Source organism: Halomonas sp. LMYGS-3 (assembly GCF_059509875.1).
In genome coordinates, this window is the sequence record NZ_JCAKFQ010000001.1 from 96833 (window position 1) to 113422 (window position 16590).

Annotated in this window: 17 protein-coding genes; 4 read left to right on the forward strand and 13 right to left on the reverse strand. The window is 70.2% G+C overall.

Annotation, left to right across the window (positions count from 1 at the left end; genetic code table 11):
* Positions 1-162 precede the first annotated feature (162 nt).
* The 3 genes from flgA to AC5W54_RS00480 all read left to right on the forward strand — a co-directional run bounded on the left by flgA (position 163) and on the right by AC5W54_RS00480 (position 1769).
* Entirely contained in the window at positions 163-876 is a 714-nt protein-coding gene (gene flgA, locus AC5W54_RS00470; RefSeq protein WP_495960102.1) for a flagellar basal body P-ring formation chaperone FlgA, read from the forward strand.
* A gap of 159 nt (positions 877-1035) precedes the next feature.
* Positions 1036-1323 (forward strand): flagellar biosynthesis anti-sigma factor FlgM, encoded by a 288-nt coding sequence (flgM, locus tag AC5W54_RS00475; RefSeq protein WP_495960103.1) that lies wholly within the window; start codon positions 1036-1038, stop codon positions 1321-1323.
* Complete coding sequence (locus AC5W54_RS00480) at positions 1320-1769, forward strand: flagella synthesis protein FlgN (protein ID WP_495960104.1); 450 nt, start codon at positions 1320-1322, stop codon at positions 1767-1769. Before flgM ends, AC5W54_RS00480 begins: the two co-directional genes overlap by 4 nt.
* 76 nt (positions 1770-1845) lie before the next feature.
* Here AC5W54_RS00480 and AC5W54_RS00485 read toward each other — a convergent pair whose 3' ends face one another.
* The 13 genes from AC5W54_RS00485 to AC5W54_RS00545 form a co-directional block, all read right to left on the reverse strand.
* Positions 1846-3525: an EAL domain-containing protein gene (locus AC5W54_RS00485; RefSeq protein WP_495960105.1), complete on the reverse strand. Its 1680-nt coding sequence runs from the start codon at positions 3523-3525 to the stop codon at positions 1846-1848.
* Between the two features lie 243 nt (positions 3526-3768).
* Positions 3769-5325, reverse strand: a complete 1557-nt coding sequence (gene ahpF / locus AC5W54_RS00490; RefSeq protein ID WP_495960106.1) for an alkyl hydroperoxide reductase subunit F — start codon at positions 5323-5325, stop codon at positions 3769-3771.
* Positions 5326-5506: 181 nt separating this feature from the next.
* Positions 5507-6070, reverse strand: coding sequence for an alkyl hydroperoxide reductase subunit C (ahpC, locus tag AC5W54_RS00495; protein WP_495960107.1), 564 nt, complete (start codon positions 6068-6070; stop codon positions 5507-5509).
* 266 nt (positions 6071-6336) lie between these two features.
* Entirely contained in the window at positions 6337-7659 is a 1323-nt protein-coding gene (gene phoR, locus AC5W54_RS00500; protein ID WP_495960108.1) for a phosphate regulon sensor histidine kinase PhoR, read from the reverse strand.
* 1 nt (position 7660) lies between these two features.
* Positions 7661-8350 carry a phosphate regulon transcriptional regulator PhoB gene (gene phoB / locus AC5W54_RS00505; protein ID WP_495960109.1) on the reverse strand — a complete coding sequence of 230 codons (690 nt, stop codon included), beginning with the start codon at positions 8348-8350 and terminating at the stop codon, positions 7661-7663.
* Positions 8351-8563: 213 nt separating this feature from the next.
* Positions 8564-9655 (reverse strand): hypothetical protein, encoded by a 1092-nt coding sequence (locus tag AC5W54_RS00510; protein WP_495960110.1) that lies wholly within the window; start codon positions 9653-9655, stop codon positions 8564-8566.
* Positions 9656-9660: 5 nt separating this feature from the next.
* Positions 9661-10452, reverse strand: coding sequence for a TonB family protein (locus tag AC5W54_RS00515; protein ID WP_495960111.1), 792 nt, complete (start codon positions 10450-10452; stop codon positions 9661-9663).
* A complete protein-coding gene (locus AC5W54_RS00520; protein ID WP_495960112.1) occupies positions 10449-10859 on the reverse strand; it encodes an ExbD/TolR family protein in 411 nt (136 codons plus the stop codon). The genes AC5W54_RS00515 and AC5W54_RS00520 overlap by 4 nt, the downstream gene beginning before the upstream one ends.
* A complete protein-coding gene (locus AC5W54_RS00525; RefSeq protein ID WP_495960113.1) occupies positions 10843-11388 on the reverse strand; it encodes a MotA/TolQ/ExbB proton channel family protein in 546 nt (181 codons plus the stop codon). Before AC5W54_RS00525 ends, AC5W54_RS00520 begins: the two co-directional genes overlap by 17 nt.
* Positions 11389-11393: 5 nt before the next feature.
* Positions 11394-12740, reverse strand: a complete 1347-nt coding sequence (locus tag AC5W54_RS00530; protein ID WP_495960434.1) for a MotA/TolQ/ExbB proton channel family protein — start codon at positions 12738-12740, stop codon at positions 11394-11396.
* Positions 12740-13522: a DUF3450 family protein gene (locus AC5W54_RS00535; protein ID WP_495960114.1), complete on the reverse strand. Its 783-nt coding sequence runs from the start codon at positions 13520-13522 to the stop codon at positions 12740-12742. The genes AC5W54_RS00530 and AC5W54_RS00535 overlap by 1 nt, the downstream gene beginning before the upstream one ends.
* Positions 13523-13786: 264 nt before the next feature.
* On the reverse strand, positions 13787-14680 hold the full coding sequence (gene ubiA / locus AC5W54_RS00540) for a 4-hydroxybenzoate octaprenyltransferase (RefSeq protein ID WP_495960115.1): 894 nt from the start codon (positions 14678-14680) through the stop codon (positions 13787-13789).
* Between the two features lie 37 nt (positions 14681-14717).
* On the reverse strand, positions 14718-15287 hold the full coding sequence (locus AC5W54_RS00545; protein ID WP_495960116.1) for a chorismate--pyruvate lyase family protein: 570 nt from the start codon (positions 15285-15287) through the stop codon (positions 14718-14720).
* A gap of 104 nt (positions 15288-15391) precedes the next feature.
* On the opposite strand from AC5W54_RS00545, the gene AC5W54_RS00550 reads away from it, so the two are divergent.
* Positions 15392-16552, forward strand: a complete 1161-nt coding sequence (locus AC5W54_RS00550; protein WP_495960117.1) for an FAD-dependent oxidoreductase — start codon at positions 15392-15394, stop codon at positions 16550-16552.
* The last annotated feature ends 38 nt before the right edge of the window (positions 16553-16590 follow it).

A 16590-nucleotide genomic window follows, 5' to 3' on the forward strand; every position in this document is an offset into this window, starting at 1 on the left:
GCTCTCCTGAAATACGGAATTCGTTGACGATGGAGAATAGCCAGCCCGGCGTCATCCCAAAGGGACGAACAGCCCCGCTTTCCGCGTCCATTTCGACTCTTTCGCTTTCGTCCGCCCCGCTAGAATGCTCCTGGCGTCCCACCCGACCCTCGCGAGCGCGCCATGACCGATGCCATCACCCGCCGCCCCTCCCGCCTTTCCACGAGGTGCCTCGTCGCCTGCCTGGCGCTGGCGCTGCTGCCGGTCCCTCCGTCGGCCCGGGCGGATGATGCCCTGATGGCCGAGGTACACGCCTTTCTCTACGAGCAGGCACAGACGCATGGCGAGGAGGTGGTCATCGAGGTGCGCCCGCCGTCCGCCCACCTGCCGTCCTGCGAGTCGCCGCAGCCGTTCCTGACCCATGCCAGCCAGCCGGTGCTCGGCCGCGTCTCGGTGGGCGTGCGCTGCGGGGCAGAGGGCCGCCAGGTGCGCTACCTGCAGGCGGAGGTGGGCGTGATCGGCGACTATCCGGTGACGGCCCGCGACATCGCGCCGGGCACCACGATCACCGCCGACCTGCTGGCGACTCGCCGCGGCGACCTGAGCCGGCTGCCGCGCCAGGCGGTGCTCGACCGGGAGCGCATCGTCGGCCAGATCGCCCGGCGCTCGCTGGCCGCCGGCTCGCCGCTGCAGGCCCATCAGTTCCAGGCCCGGGCCCTGGTCGAACGCGGCCAGCGGGTGACGGTCGAAGCCCAAGGGAGCAGCTTTCGCGTGACCCGGGAGGGCGAGGCGCTGGAGCCCGGCGGCGAGGGCGACCGGGTGAGGGTGCGATTCGACAGCCGCGAGCTGGTCACCGCCACGGTCATCGGCGACGCCCGGCTCGCCGTGGACTTCTGAGCCCCCCGTGGCTAGGCTGCCGACCACAGGCCTAAAGTTTCCGTCGAATCGGCCGATAGTCCGGTCAAGCACCCAGAAACCCCCTGCCGGGACACACTTTCTGGACTCACTTCCTGGACTCTCTTCCTGGACACAGGCACCGGTCACGAGGCAACCATCTTGAAGATCGACAACCAGAACCCGCTGATCCGCCCCGGTCAGACGCAGCAGCGCGACGAGACCCAGAAGGCCAAGGGCCCCGACCAGGCGAGCGGCCAGGAAGCTGGCCCGGCGGCGACGACCCACCTGAGCCGGCATGCGACCGACACCAGCCAGGACATCGATACCGCGCGGGTCGAGGAGATTCGCGAGGCGATCCGCGAGGGGCGCCTGGAGATCCGCGCCGAGCGGATCGCCGACGGCCTGATCGCCAATGTGCGCGAGATGCTGGGGAAAGACGAGGCATGAGCCTGAGCCGGCTGCTGAACGGCCAACGGGGACGCCTCGAGGCCCTCGTCGTCCTGCTCGAGGAGGAACTCGAGGCGCTGACCGTCGGACAGATCGACGGCCACCGTCTCGCGCGGATCGCGGCGGAGAAACAGGCGCTGCTGGTCGAGCTCGAGCGCACGGAGCAACTGCGCCGCCAGGTGCAGCAGCGGCTGGGCTATCGCCATGGCCACGAGGGCGCCCTGACAGCCGCCCGGGACGCCGGCTGCCTGGACGACTGGGACGCCACCCTCGCCGCGACCGAACGGGCCGGCCGCCTCAACGCCCTGGCCGGCCAACTGCTGGGCATGCGCCTGGAGCACAACCAGCGCATGCTCGACTTCATTCATACGGTGTCGGAGAAGACCCTCTACGATCCCCGCGGCCGCACCGGCCGCCAGCCCGGGCGCCTCAACGCCTCGGCCTGATTGCCCCCTCGATCGCTAGAACGGCCCCAGAGGCGTGACGGGCCGGCGCTCGCCGGTCCCGTCCCTTGCCCGTCACTCATTCGCCCTGCGCCGCGAGCCACGCCGCCAGGTCGGCGACGCCCAGCGGCGGAGAAAGGAGATTGCCCTGCACCAGGGCGAAGCCCTGTTCGTGGGCCATCGCCAGTTGGGCCTCGGTCTCGACGCCCACCGCCACGGCCTCTATCCCCAGCGCTCCCAGACAGGAGGCCAGCGCCGTCAGGGTACGATCGGCATGAGGGTGGCGACCGACGCCGTTCACCAGGCGCCGGCTGACCTTGGCCCGGGCAACCGGCAGCGTCGACAACTGGAAGAGGTCGAGGGGGGCACAGCCCAGTTCGTCGACCACCAGCTTGACGCCCAGTTGACCGAGCCGCTTGAGCAGGTGGGCATGGGCCTCGCCCCTGGCGATCAGGCCGGCGCCGTCGATCTCCAGCGAGAGCCAGGCGAGCTCCTGCGATTGCTGGCGCAGGAAGCGATCCAGGGGGCGGCTGTCGAAGACCGCCTGCTCGAGCATGGCCGCGTCGAGGTTCACCGCGACACCCAGGGTCGCCAGTGTCGAGCCCTCCTCCTCCCACTGACGATGCTGGAGGATGACCCGCTCGAGCACCCAGCGGTCCAGTCGGATCAATTGCCCCATCTCGGCGGCCTCGGGCAGGAAGTCCCGGGGATGCAGCAAGCCATGATGGGGGTGCTGCCAGCGCACCAGCGCCTCCAGCCCCCGGCAGGTCCCGCCGTCGGGGTCGACCTGGGGCTGGTAGACGATATGGAAGTGCTTGCCCGGCGCCAGCAACGCCTCCTGGAGCTGACGGCGGAAGGCCTCCTGCTCCTCGAGGTGGCGCCGCAGACGGACATCGAAGAAATCGTGGCGAGCCGGCCCCGCCTTGCCGGCCCGGGCCAGCGCCTCTTCGGCGCGGACCATCAACTCCTCGTCACTCTCCCCGTCCTCGGGATAGCGGGCGATGCCGATGGAGGTGGTCAACAGCAGCGGCCGGCCGGCGGCAGCGAAGGGCGCATCCATCGCCTCCAGGAAGCGCTGGGCGACGACCTGGAGACTCGGCGGCGAGACCGGATGCTCGATCAACACCCCCCAGCGCGCCCGTCCCAGGCGCGCCACGCTGTCCTCGCCACGGAAGGTCTGTTCGATGCGCCGGGACACCTGACGCTCCAGCTCACGCGCGACCGCCGGCCCGACACGCCCGGGCAGCGTCGCGTGGCCGTCGAGCTCGATCAACAGCAGGGCGAGCCCCTGGTCGAGACGGTCGGCCCGCTCCATGGCATGGATCAGGCGATCCTGAAACAGCCAGGCGCTGGCCAGGCCGGTGAGGGCATCCCCCGCCATGGCCTCGTCCAGCGCCGCCAGGGTCACCAGTCGCGCCTTCCCGTCGCCCAGCGGTTGCACGATGACCAGCAGCTCACGGGAGACGCCCACCGGATCGTCGAGCTCGAGCGTATGCCATGTCGGCGACGCCTCGTCCGCCAGCGCCTCCGGCAGCAGCTCGGCGATCGGCCGGCCACGCATGGCCTTGAGCGGCCGCCCTGTCAGGGCGCAGAACCGCAGGTTGGCGACCTGCAGCCGGCCACTACCATCGATCACGGCCAGGCCCACCGGCGCATGCTCGAAGGCCAGCGCCGACTGGGCCGCCGGATGAGCCGCCACGCGCCGGCCGGGCGGGGATGACGGGGGGCCCGTTGGTGGATCGGAGGCATCGATGGCCATGGTGGTCTCCTGAAACGGCGGGGCTTTCCCGTGCCCTGTCTAGAAAGCGGCCCGTGCTCGTCGACGTCTCAGACACGGCCCAACTGTACGTAGTTTCGGCCTCGGCGGCGAAAACTTGATACTGAATGGCATCTTTTTGCGGTCGCGCTCGACCCGCCCAGGAACGGGCACGCCCCCACCGGCGGGCCCGGTGGGGGCGCAGGAGCCGCCCGATACGCGGGTCAGCGGTGACCCGAGACGCCGTCAGCTACGAATGAGATGGTCGAAGGCACCCAGCGCCGCCTTGGAGCCCTCGCCCATGGCGATCACGATCTGCTTGTAGGGCACGGTGGTCACGTCACCAGCGGCGAAGACCCCGGGCAGGGTGGTCATGCCGCGCGCGTCGACGATGATCTCGCCACGCTCGGAGAGCTCCACCGGCGAGCCCTTGAGCCACTCGGTGTTGGGCACCAGGCCGATCTGCACGAAGACGCCTTCCAGGTCGAGCGTCCTGCTCTCGCCGCTGGCCCGCTCCTCATAGGTCAGGCCGTTGACCCGGGTGCCGTCGCCATTGACCTCGGTGGTCCTCGCCCCCTTGATCACGGTGACGTTGGGCAGGCTCGCCAGCTTCTTCTGCAGCACGGCATCGGCACGCAGTTCGTCCATGAACTCGATCAGGGTGACCTGGGCCACCAGGCCGGCCAGGTCGATGGCCGCCTCGACACCGGAGTTGCCCCCGCCGATCACCGCCACCCGCTTGCCCTTGAACAGCGGACCGTCGCAGTGGGGGCAGTAGGCCACGCCCTTGTTGCGGTACTCCTCCTCACCGGGAACGCCCATCTGGCGCCAGCGGGCGCCGGTGGCCAGCACCAGGGTCCGGCTCTTGAGGCCGGCGCCGGACGCGAAGCGGATCTCGTGCTCGCCGCCGGGCTCGGCGGCCGGCACCAGCTCGACCGCGCGCTGCAGGTTCATGATGTCGACGTCATACTCCTTGACGTGCTCCTCCAGGGCCGCGGCCAGCTTGGGGCCTTCGGTGTGCGGCACCGAGATGAAGTTCTCGATGGCCAGGGTATCGAGCACCTGGCCGCCGAAACGCTCGGCGGCCACGCCGGTACGGATGCCCTTGCGCGCGGCATAGACGGCCGCCGCGGCACCGGCCGGGCCACCGCCCACCACCAGCACGTCGAAGGCGGCCTTGTCGTTGAGCCTGGCGGCCTCGCGCCGGGCGGCACCGGTGTCCACCTTGGCGAGGATCTGCTCGAGGCTCATGCGGCCCTGGTCGAAGGGCTCGCCATTGAGGTAGATGCTCGGTACCGACATGACCTGGCGCGCTTCCACCTCGTCCTGGAACAGGGCCCCGTCGATGGCCACGTGGCGCACCTTCGGATTGAGGATGGCCATCAGGTTGAGCGCCTGCACCACGTCGGGGCAGTTCTGGCACGACAGCGAGTAGTAGGTCTCGAAGTGCAGGTCGTCCTCGAGGCCCTGGATCTGGTCGATCACCTCCCGGCTCGTCTTGGGCGGGTGGCCACCGATCTGCAGCAGCGCCAGCACCAGCGAGGTGAACTCGTGGCCCATGGGGATGCCGGCGAAGACCAGGCCGGAATCCTCGTCCGGGCGATTGAGCGCGAACGACGGCGTGCGCGGATCGGTGCCATCGGTACGCAGGGAAATCTTGTCGGTCAGGCCGACGATGTCGGTCAAGAGACCGTGCAGTTCCCGGGACTTGGCCCCGTCATCGAGGGACGCGACGATCTCGAAGGGCTGGGTGACCTTTTCCAGATAGGCTTTGAGCTGATTTTTCAGAGAGGCGTCCAACATGACAGCGGCTTCCTTTCATGTCTGCGTTCAGGGGTCACGAGGGGGCCGTGCGCTCGCCCGGACGGGCGTCGCCAGTGGCGTCTCATGACTCGGAAAGAGCACCCGGGCGAGGAACCGCCCGGGTGGGGCTGCGGGACCGTTGCGGCCCCGCGATGACGCTACTTGGGGAAACAGCGTTTCCTTAGATCTTGCCGACCAGGTCCAGGGACGGAGCCAGGGTCTCTTCGCCTTCCTGCCACTTGGCCGGGCAGACTTCGTTCGGGTTGGCACGCACGTACTGGGCGGCCTTGACCTTGCGCAGCAGCTCCTCGGCGTTGCGGCCGATGTTGCCGGCGTTGATCTCGACGATCTGGATCTTGCCGTCCGGGTCGATCACGAAGGTGCCACGCTCGGCCAGGCCGGCATCCTCGATCAGCACCTCGAAGTTGCGCGAGATGGTCAAGGTCGGGTCGGCCAGCATCGGATACTGGATCTTGTTGATGGTCTCGGAGCTGTCGTGCCACGCCTTGTGGGTGAAGTGGGTGTCGGTGGAGACGCCATAGATCTCGACGCCCAGCTTCTGGAACTCTGCGTAGTTGTCCGCCAGGTCACCGAGTTCGGTGGGGCAGACGAAGGTGAAGTCGGCCGGATAGAAGAAGAAGATGCTCCACTTGCCCTTCAGGCTCTCTTCGGTGACGTCGATGAACTCGCCATTGTGGAACGCGGTGGCTTTGAACGGCTTGACTTCGGTGTTGATCAGGGACATCGCGTGGATAACTCCTCGATAGGTGGGTGGTTGATCAGGATACGGGGCCCATGGTAGCCGCTTTTAGACGATTGGCTAAATTGAATGGCGGCATGGAGGCGATAGGAGACGCCTATGCCTCGCCATTCCCCGGCGGCGGAGAGTCGGCTCCCGATGGACCGCGGGAGCGCTCGTGGCGGCCCCCGCGAGGCACTCGAAACCTATCAGCAGGCCGTGAAGAAATCCAGTCCGCGGTGCGCCGGGACCTCATCCCCGGCGGCGAGGGCTCAGGCCGAGGCGATGGATTCGGGGGCGGCCAGTCGCGAGGCGGGATAGATGCAACGGAACAGGGCGCCCTGGCCGGGGCGGGATTCGATCTCCAGGCGGGCGTCGTGGCGCAACAGCACGTGCTTGACGATGGCCAGGCCCAGGCCGGTGCCACCGGTGGCGGCGCTGCGCCCCTTGTCGACCCGGTAGAAGCGCTCGGTGAGCCGGGGGATATGCACCGGATCGATGCCGTCGCCGTCGTCCTCCACCTCCACGCAGGCGCCCCGGGGGTGGGATCTCCAGCGCAGGGTGACATGGCACCCCTCGGGGGTGTAGCGCACGGCGTTGAAGGCGAGGTTGGAGATGGCGCTGCGTGTCTCCTGCTCGCTGGCGATCAGCCGCCGCGGTTCCTCGACCTCCACCCGGATCCGCTGGCGCCCGGCGGAGAGTGCCTCGGCATCGCGACACACGCTCTCCAGCAGCTCGGCCATGGCCAGCGGCGCGTGGTCGTCACCGCCCCGGTCGATCTCCAGCCGCGAGAGCAGCAGCAGGTCGTCGACCAGGTTCTGCATGCGCGTGGCCTGCTCCTGCATCTGGGCGAGGCCACGGGCGAAGCGAGGCGGCAACTGATCGGCGCTCCGCTCGGCGACGTAAGCCGTGTAGGTCTCCAGGTAGCCGGACAGCACGGTCAGCGGCGTACGCAGTTCATGGGAGACGTTGGCCACGAAGTCGCGGCGCATCTGCTCCAGGCGATGCAGGCGGGTGATGTCCCGGGCCATCAGCAGCCGCTCGTCGTCGCCGTAGAGAGTGATCTGGAACTGCAGGATCAGCCGCTCGTCGATGGGCGAAGGCAGGGTCAGGGGGTCGCGGTAGTCGCGGGCATCGAAATAGGCGACGAAACGCGGGTCGCGAATCAGGTTGGTGACGTGCTGCCCGCGGTCGTGGGCGGCCTGCAGGCCGAGCATCCGCGTGGCGGCGCTGTTCCACCACTCCAGGTCGCCGTGCCGGTCGAGCATCACCACGCTGTCGCGCATCGCCTCGGAGGACTCCTGGATGCGCTTGAGGGTGCTGCGCAGCCGGCTCTGGGTGAGGCGCTGGCCCTTCTGGTAGCGGTAGAGCCGGTCGAACAGGTCGCCCCACAGGCCGCTGGCGGCGGGCGGGTCGGCCTGGGGGTTGTGGATCAGCCAGGCGTGCAGGGCGTGCAGCTGGCGCAGGTAGTGGAGCAGGCAGAGCGCCAGGCCGGCGGCGAGGCCGAATCCGGGGGCCGAGAACGGCCAGCCCGCCAGGGCCCCGAGGCCGGCGAGCAGGCCCAGGCGCCAGAGTTCGCGACGCCAGAGGCGCATATCAACCCTTGGCGGAGAACCGATAGCCGGTACCGCGCACGGTCTGGATCAGATGCTGGTGGGCGTCGCCCAGCGCCTTGCGCAGGCGGCGGATATGCACGTCCACAGTACGCTCCTCGACATAGACATTGCCGCCCCACACCTGGTCGAGCAGCTGACTGCGCGTATAGGCGCGCTCCTGGTGGGTCATGAAGAACTGCAGCAGGCGATACTCGGTGGGCCCCATCTCCACCGCGCGGCCGCCGGAGCTGACCCGGTGGCTGACCGGGTCGAGCAGCAGCCCGTCGACCTCCACCGGATCCTCCACGCCCCGCGGCGTGGTGCGGCGCAGAACGGCCTTGAGGCGGGCCACCAGTTCCCGCGGCGAGAAGGGCTTGGTGATGTAGTCGTCGGCGCCGGCCTCGAGCCCCTGGATCTTGTTGTCCTCCTCGCTCTTGGCGGTGAGCATGATGATCGGCAACTCGCTGGTGACCTCCTCGCGCTTGAGGCGCCTGGCCAGTTCGATGCCGCTGGTGCCGGGCATCATCCAGTCGAGCAGCAGCAGGTCGGGCTGGTGGTCGACGACCATGGCGTGCGCCGTCTGGGCGTTGTCCGCCTCGAGCACGCGATAGTCGGCCATCTCCAGCGCCACCGCGATCATCTCGCGGATCGACGCTTCATCATCGACGATCAGAACGGTCTTGGCGGTCATCCCGGAGCCTCGTGGTCAATGACGTGTCGATGACGATGACATCATGCCATCATGACAATTGGATGACACCCATGCCCTGGCCCTGTTACCGCCTCCAGCAATCGCACCACGAGAATCCCGACGAGACGACCTCGTCGCGCCGCTTCACCCAGAAGAAGTGCCAGCAGCGCAAGCTGGCGCGTCTGCGGCGCCTTCGCTCGCTGAAGCGATCTTCTACAGAGGGGAGGCGACCAGGGCCTCGAGCCAGCGTTCGGCCTGCTCCTGCCCGCGCTCACTGGCCGCCCGCCAGGCTCGCTCGGCCAGCACCTCGCGCCCCCAGGCATAGGCCAACTGACCCAGGCGCAGCCAGTCATCGCCGCTGTCGGTCTGTTCGGCCAGCACCTCCCAGGAAGCCAGCGCCCGCTCGCGATCCCGGGCCGCCTCCCAGGCCTGGGCAAGCAGCCGACGATTCGCCTCGCTATCTTCCAGCACACCATCGACGATTCCCGCCTCCAGGTACTCGGCGGCCCGTGCCGGGGTCCCGCCGGCCAGGTGCAGCTCGACCAGCCGGTGCAGGTCGGCCTCCCCGGCCAGCACGCCCCGGCGCCAGCCGGTCTCCCAGATCGCCGCGGCGCGCCCTTCATCGCCCAGCCGCTGCGCCAGGGCCGCGGCCTGGCGCCAGGCTGCGGGATCCCGCGAACCCTCGAGCCCGGCCTCGACCAGCGCCAGCGCCACCTCCTCGCGGCCGGCGCGGCGGTAGACGGCGCTGGCCAGGGCCCGCTGACTCGCCTCGGGCTCGGGCGTCACCGCCAGGGCCCGGGCGACGGCGTCGGCGGCCACCTCCCAGCGTTCCAGCTCGGCCAGGGCCCGGGCCAGGCGCCAGTGACCTTCCACGTCACCGGGATGACGGGCCAGCCAGTCGGCCAGCAGGTCGGCACCGCGTTCGTGCTGACCGGCGGCCAGGCGCAGCCGCGCCTCGTCGCGCTGCCAGCGATCGCGCTGGTCCTCCTCCACCCCCGGCGTCTCGCGGGCCTCGCGCAGCCGCTCGGCCGCCGCGGCGGGGCGGCCGGCACGGACCTCGGCACCGGCCGCCAGCTGCAGATAGAGGGCCCGCGCCCAGCGGTCGGCGTCGTTACCGTCGGCCAGGCGTTCGGCCTGGGCGAGGGCGTGTTCCTTCGCCGCTTCGGTGTCTCCCTGCTCCAGGCGCTGCTGCAGGGTCTCGAGATCGGCGATAACGTCGCCAGGCAGCGGGGGGGCGGCGACCGCCGGCGTGATGATCAGCAGCCAACCGGTGGCACACAGGGTGGCGAGTCGCTTTGCCGACATGACGCTCACCTCAACTGAAATTCCAGACGCTGGCGGGCACGGCGCAGCCCCTCGGCCGGTTCGAAGCGCCAGCGCGCCACCGCCCGGCGGGCGGCGTCCTCGAAAACATTGCGCGGCCGCGCGTCGACGACCCGAATCGTCGAGGTGTCGACGCGGCCATCGCCACGGATCACGAACTCCAGTTCCACATAGCCCTCCAGGCGCTGGCGCCGGGCCCGGGGCGGGTACTCGGGAGGGATCAGGTGAGTGGGCACGAGCGCACCGACCTCCACCGGCTCGCGGGTGGCCGGCTCGGTGCGGGTTTCCGCGGGGGGGGATGGCGCGGGCGGGGCGGGCGACACGGCCGGCCGAGGTGGGGGCTCCGGGGCCGGGGGAGTCGGCTCGGGGGCGGGCTGCGGGGTGGGGGGCTCCGGCGTGGGTTCGGGGGGCGGCTCAGGCTCGGGGATCGCTTCGGCCAGCGCCGGCAGCGTGGTGTCCAGTTCCAGCGGCTCGACGGTCTCCGGCGGCAGCTCCGGTTCGGGCAGGGCGATGGGGCTCTCCAGGGGCGGTGTCGGCTCCGGCAAGGGGGGCGGCGCAGGCGTCGCGGGCGGCATGGTGGGGGCCGCCGGCGCGGTTTCGGCCGGCGACACCGGTGCCGGCTCCTCCTCTGCCACGGGCGCCTCGATGCTGCTCAGCCGGATGGGGTCATCGGGCATGTCCAGCTCCTGCTCGGGGGGCGACACCACCAGGGCCAGCAGCCAGAACAGCACCAGCGCCATGAGCGTACCGGCCAGGGCCGCGGCGGGCCCCCGGATCATGGTGCCCTCCGGATCGCGGCCACCGCGACGTCCTCGACGCCGGCCTGGCGGATACGGTCCATCACCTCGAGCAGCAGGCCAGTGGTGGCGTCGCGATCGGCCTGGATCACCACGCCACCGTCGCCGCTGACCAGGGCGGCCACCCGTTCGCCCACCCGATGGAGATCCACCGGCTGACCATCCACCCAGACGGCACCACCCGGGGTGATCGCCACCATCAGCTGGGCGTCGGGCCGGGGTAAGGCGGCGCTGTGTTCCGGACGCTGGATCTCCACCCCGCTCTCCTTGATGAAGCTGGTGGTGACGATGAAGAAGATCAGCATGATGAAGACCACATCCAGCATCGGGGTCAGGTTGACCTCGCCGGCATCGTCTCCAAGTCCTCCGAGACTACGGCGCCTGCGCATGAGTGTCCTCCACGGCTTCGGCCATGCGGTCGTGCAGCCACTGGTCCTCGCGCCGAATGACCCGTTCGAGTCGGCTGGTGAAGAGCAGGCCGACCACGGCCACTGCCATGCCGGCCAAGGTCGGCAGGGTCGCCCGGGCCACGCCGTCGGCCATGGCGCGGGCCTGGCTGGTCTCGCTCAGCGCCAGGCTGTCGAAGACCGCGATCATGCCGGTCACGGTGCCGAGCAGCCCCAGCAGCGGGCAGAGCGTCACCAGCAGCCTGAGCCAGGGCAGCGGGCGGCGCAGGCGGTTGATCAGCTCCCGGGTCCAGACCTCGCGCAGGGTCAGGGCGCTCCAGCTCGAATGGTCGGGGCGCGCCACCCAGCGGGCGATCAGCCGATGGCGAGCGCGCTGGTAGGTGATGTGGAAGAAGAGCCCCCGCTCCAGCGCGAGGCTGAACAGCAGGGCCGCTACCAGAGCGATCACCACCAGGATGATGCCACCGGCCTCGATCAGCCGTTCCAGGGGGGCGAGCCAGAGAGACAGCATGGCCTTCACTCCTCAGTCCTGGCGAGGCGTGGCCTGCACCGCTCGAGCCGTTCGGCCAGCGCCTCGGTGGCCTGCCCCTCCACCACGCACGCCAGCTGACGGCTGCGTGCGACCAGGGCGGTGTGGGCGAAGAGCAGGGGCACGGCGACAATCAGCCCCAGCACGGTGGTGACCAGGGCCTGGCTGATGCCCCCGGCCATCAATTGCGGGTCGCCGGTGCCGTACACGGTGATCGCCTGGAAGGTGACGATCATGCCGAGGACGGTGCCGAGCAGCCCCAGCAGCGGGGCCACGGCGGCGGTCAGCTTGACCAGCGACTGTCCGCGCTCCAGCCGCGGCAGCTCGGCGAGCACCGCCTCGTCGAGGCGCGCCTCCAGCGCCTCCGGCACCGGGTCATCGGGCAGGGAGTCGAAGCGCTGCAGGACCCGGCCCAGGGGAGTGTCCTCGCGCCGTCGGGTCAGGTCGCGCAACTGGCGACGTGTCGCCCAGCTGATCCACAGCAGATAGGCGTACTGGGCCAGGGCCACCAGCAGGCCGACGCCTCCCAGTCCCACCACCACGTAGCCCACGATGCCCCCCTGGTGGAAGCGCTCCTCCAGGGTCGGACGCTGGGTGAGCGCCATGATCACCTGCCCGCCGGTGGGGTCCAGCAGCAGAGCACTCTCCTCGCCGGCCTGGAAGGCCGCCAGGCTCCGCACCACCCGAGGCGGGGTTCGCTCGAGGACGGCCAGGGTGTCCTCCCCGGCGCCATGTCGCAGCAGGGCCCCGTCGCTGAAGGCCGCCAGGTCGCCCACGCGCACCACCTCCCGGGGAAAGAGCGCACCACTGGCATCGGCCACCGGGGCGATGAACCGCACGATACGACCACTCTCGGCGGTGAGCGCCATCAGGGCATCGCCGAGGGTCTCCAGGTGCTCGGGGGTCAGGACCTCCACATCGTGCAGCCGCGGCGGCAGCGAGGCGCCCCCCACCGTCACCCAACTCTCGGCCAGCGCATCGCGCAACTCGCCGCTGTGACGGGCCAGCACCCCGAGCACCGCGGTCAGGTCGTCGCCCTGCTCGTCCTGGCGATGCGCCAGTTCGGCGCGGCGCTCGGCCAGCTCCGCATCGCGGGCCTGGAGCGCCGCATGGCGCGCCTCGGCCTCGGCATGAGCCTCTCGGGCCTCGTTCAGGGCGGCCTGGAGGGCCTGGCCATCATCGAGAAGCGCCTCGAGCCGGGCCTGGTCGCGTGCCTCCGCGGCCTGGCGCTCGGCGCGCAGTGTCTCGAGCGGCTGGGCCTGGGCCCAGGCCCAGCCCGGCGATGCCAGCAGGAAGGCACCGAGCAGGAGCCTTCTCCGCCAAGGCATGAACATCATGGCTGAGCCTCCCTCCCGAGCGCCGCTCGAGATTCCAGCGCGCGGGACATCGGCAGGCGCAGCAGGGCCGGTGTCCGCTGGTCGCGGGCGATGAGCAGACCACGTCGCACCTCGCGGCGCTCCCGCTCGTCGAGGGCCACCCAGCGCTCCTGGCTGGCGCGCCAGACGCCGCCTTCGCGGCCGTCCGGGGTCAGATAGTAGAGCCCGACCCGACCGAGGCGCAGGAACTCCACTTCGCGGCGTGCCTCGCCCGCCGAGAGGAAGCCCCGCCAGGCATCGAACTCGCTCCCGTAGTCGAGCTCGGTTCGCCAGGCGGCGAGGATCTGCTCCAGCCGCCTGTCAACCGGCATGTCCCGGTCCACCATCGCCGCCTCCAGGCTGGCGACCCGGGCCCGGCGTTCGTCGACCAGGAATGGCAGATCCCGTTCGACCCACCCTCCCAGGCGCTCCACCAGGCGGCGCTGCAGGTCCGGCAGCGCCGCGCGGGTCTCGGCCTGGGCGGCGAGCGCCGCCTCGCGCTGGTCGAGGAGATCGGCCTGGCGTGCCAGATACGGCGCCAGCAGGTCACTCTCGGCATCGAGCCGGCGCGTCTCGCGTTCCAGGCGTCGCAACTCCTCGAGCCGCTCCCGCACCTGGTCATCGGCGGCCTCGATGCGTGCCTGCAGCTCGGCCTGGGCACGTTGTGCCTCGCCGGCTTCCTGCAGTAGCTCGTCGGCGCCGACCGAGGCCGCCACCAGGAGCCAGAGGGTCGCGCCACACAAGAGTGGATGCCAACGCATCTCCACATCCATGCCCCCTAGCGGTTAGAAAACTGGATATCCGGAGAGATTGGCGCCGACCTTCACCGAAGCAGCAGCGACGACGCCAGGCCTACGGCCGGAGTGCCACCGATCTCACTTCAACCCGTGCGGGTGATCGCGATCATCATCCGCGAGCGCCGCAATGCCCCATTTGTCTTGAGACTGTTCTGGTGAGTCACCGGTTCCAGATGAATCAGATTCAGCGTCGGCCGTCCATCTAGCCGCCATTGCCCTGCCACCGCCTCAGGGCGTCGTCGCCGGCCACAGGCTGAGTGCGATCCCGGCGAACACCACCAGGCCCGACCAGTGATTGTTGAGGAAGGCCTGGAAGCAGCGATCGCGCTCCCGGTCGCGGATCAGGAACTGCTGGTGGACGAAGGTCGCCGCCATGGCCGCCAGCCCGAGCCAGAAGAAGCCGCCCAGGGCCAGGCGGGCGCCGGCCCAGGCCAGCAGGACGAGGGTCAGCCCCTGCAGCAGGCCGATCATCACCCGGTCGGCACGGCCGAACAGCACGGCGGTGGACTTGATACCGATCTTCAGATCGTCGTCGCGGTCGACCATGGCGTACTCGGTATCATAGGCCACCGTCCAGGCCACGTTGGCGAAGAACAGCAGCCAGGCCTCGACCGGGACCTGGCCCAGCACCGCGCCGAAGGCCATGGGGATCGCCCAGGAGAAGGCGGCGCCGAGGAACAGCTGGGGGAGGTGGGTGTAGCGCTTCATGAAGGGGTAGATGAAGGCCAGCACCACCCCGACCAGCGACAGCATCACGGTGAAGAGGTTGGTGAACCACACCAGCACGAAGGCCGCCGTCACCAGGATCAGGAACAGCGCCCGGGCCTCGCCCTCGCCGATGCGACCGGTGGCCAGGGGGCGGTTCTTCGTGCGCTTGACGTGGCCGTCGAAGTGGCGGTCGGCGTAGTCGTTGACCACGCAGCCCGCGGCGCGCATCAGGTAGACCCCGGCGACGAAGATCAGCAGCACATGGCGCCCCGGCACGCCCTCGGCGGCGAACCACAGGGCCCAGAGGGTGGGCCACATCAGCAGCCAGGTGCCGATGGGGCGGTCCAGGCGCATCAGGTGCAGGAAGTCGGGGACCCGCGACAGGCCCTTGGGGTGCATCAGGGATCGTTCCATCTCGTCCTCGTGTTATCCGGTTTGGCTGCCCCGGAGCCTAGCGCGAAGGCAGGCCGAGGTCATCCGCCATGCCGTCGAGGAAGAACTCCTGCACCAGCACCGCGAAGCGGCCATGGCGGAATACCGAGCGTCGCCCCCAGGGGCCGTCGTCCGGGTGGAAGGGCGGCGGCGAGGCGGTGACCTCGATGGGGCTGCGCGCGAGGTCCGGCTGACGGAACAACCAGCTGCCCAGCGAGCGCTCACCGAGCCGGTCGAGGCGTTGGCCACGCAGCTGGGCCAGCGGCGCCACCGAACGGGCCACCACCCAGGGACGTTCGTCGAGGCAGAGCGCGACCTGCCGGCACCAGGCATAGCGAGGGTAGGGAATCCCCAGCGCCCTGGCTTCGTCGCGCCGGGGCCGCATCACCCGCTGGTCGAGCAGCCGGACCCGGAAGACACGCCCGCCGGCGGCGGCGGTCAAGCGCGCGGTGAGGGAATCACGGGAGGCGATCCATTGCCACCAGTCGGGGCTCATGGCCGGGCGGGCCGCCGCCAGGGGGCGCCAGGCGGGTCGGGAAGGGCTGGCATCGGGCGTGTGGCCATCGTGCACCGGGGCGCTCCGCGTCACTCTCTCTATCATCCGGGTCTGTGAGGGGCGCCTAGTGTAACATGTGGCCGCGATATGCTTCCCTGTGGCAACCCCGGCGAGGGTCCTGTGCACGAAGGAGTTCCATGAGCGCTCCCCTGACCATCATCGGCTCCGGCATGGCAGGCGTCGGCCTGCTCCGCCAGTTGCGGGCCCTGGACGCCGAGCGTCCCGTCACCCTGATCACCGCCGACAGTGGCGACGACTACGCCAAGCCGCTGCTCTCCACCGGTTTCGCCAAGCGGCTGCCCCCGGGGCGGCTGGCGGCCCGCTCGGCACTGGAGCTGGCCGACCAGCTCGACGCCGTGGTGCGCACCCATACCCGGGTCGACGCCATCGACCCCCGCTCCCGTACCCTGAGCCTCGGCGAGGAGGTCCTGCCCTGGGGCGAGCTGGTGCTGGCCATCGGTGCCCGTCCGGCTCCGCCCTTCGCCATTCCCGAGGCGCTGCACGATCGGGTCTTCACCATCAACGACCTGGACGACTACCGCGTCTTCCACACCGCCCTGTCGGCGCTCGGCCGTCCGGCACGGGTGGCGATCATCGGGGTGGGACTGGTGGGCTGCGAATTCGCCAACGACCTCGCCGGTGGCGGCCACGAGGTCAGCCTGGTGGCACCGGAGAACGCCCCGCTGCCGAGGCTGCTGCCCGCTCCCCTGGGCCAGGCGCTGGGTGAGGCCTTCTCCGCGGCGGGGATGCAGCTGTACCTGGGGCGCCACCTGGAGGCCCTGGAGGCGGCAGGCCGTCACGTCGGCGTGGCGTTGAGCGATGGCGGTCGACTCGAGGTCGACCTGGTGCTGGTGGCCACCGGGTTGCGGCCCCGCACCGAGCTGGCCGAAGCCGCCGGGCTCGCGGTCGGGGAGACGGGGATCCTCACCGACCGCCTGCTCGCCACCTCGGCTCCCGGCGTCTTTGCCCTGGGCGACGTGGCCTGCGTCGCTGGCGTCAATGCCATGTATGTCCAGCCCTTGCAGGCCAGCGCCAAGGCCCTGGCGAGGACACTGGCCGGCACTCCCACGCCGGTGACCTACGGCGCTTGGCCGGTGCTGGTCAAGACGCCCCTGCTACCGGTGGTGGCACTGCCCCCCGCCCGGGAGCCGGCGCACTGGCGCATCGAGGGGGAAGGGGGAGATCTGGCTGCCTTGGCCGAGATCGAGGACGGACGTTTGATCGGATTTGCGTTGACAGGGGCCTGCGTCCGTCGGAAAGTCGAACTGGCGCGGGCGGCACCGCCGTTGCTAGGCTAGTGTCGTCAATGATGCCGCCTCCGGCGCTTCGTGCGGGT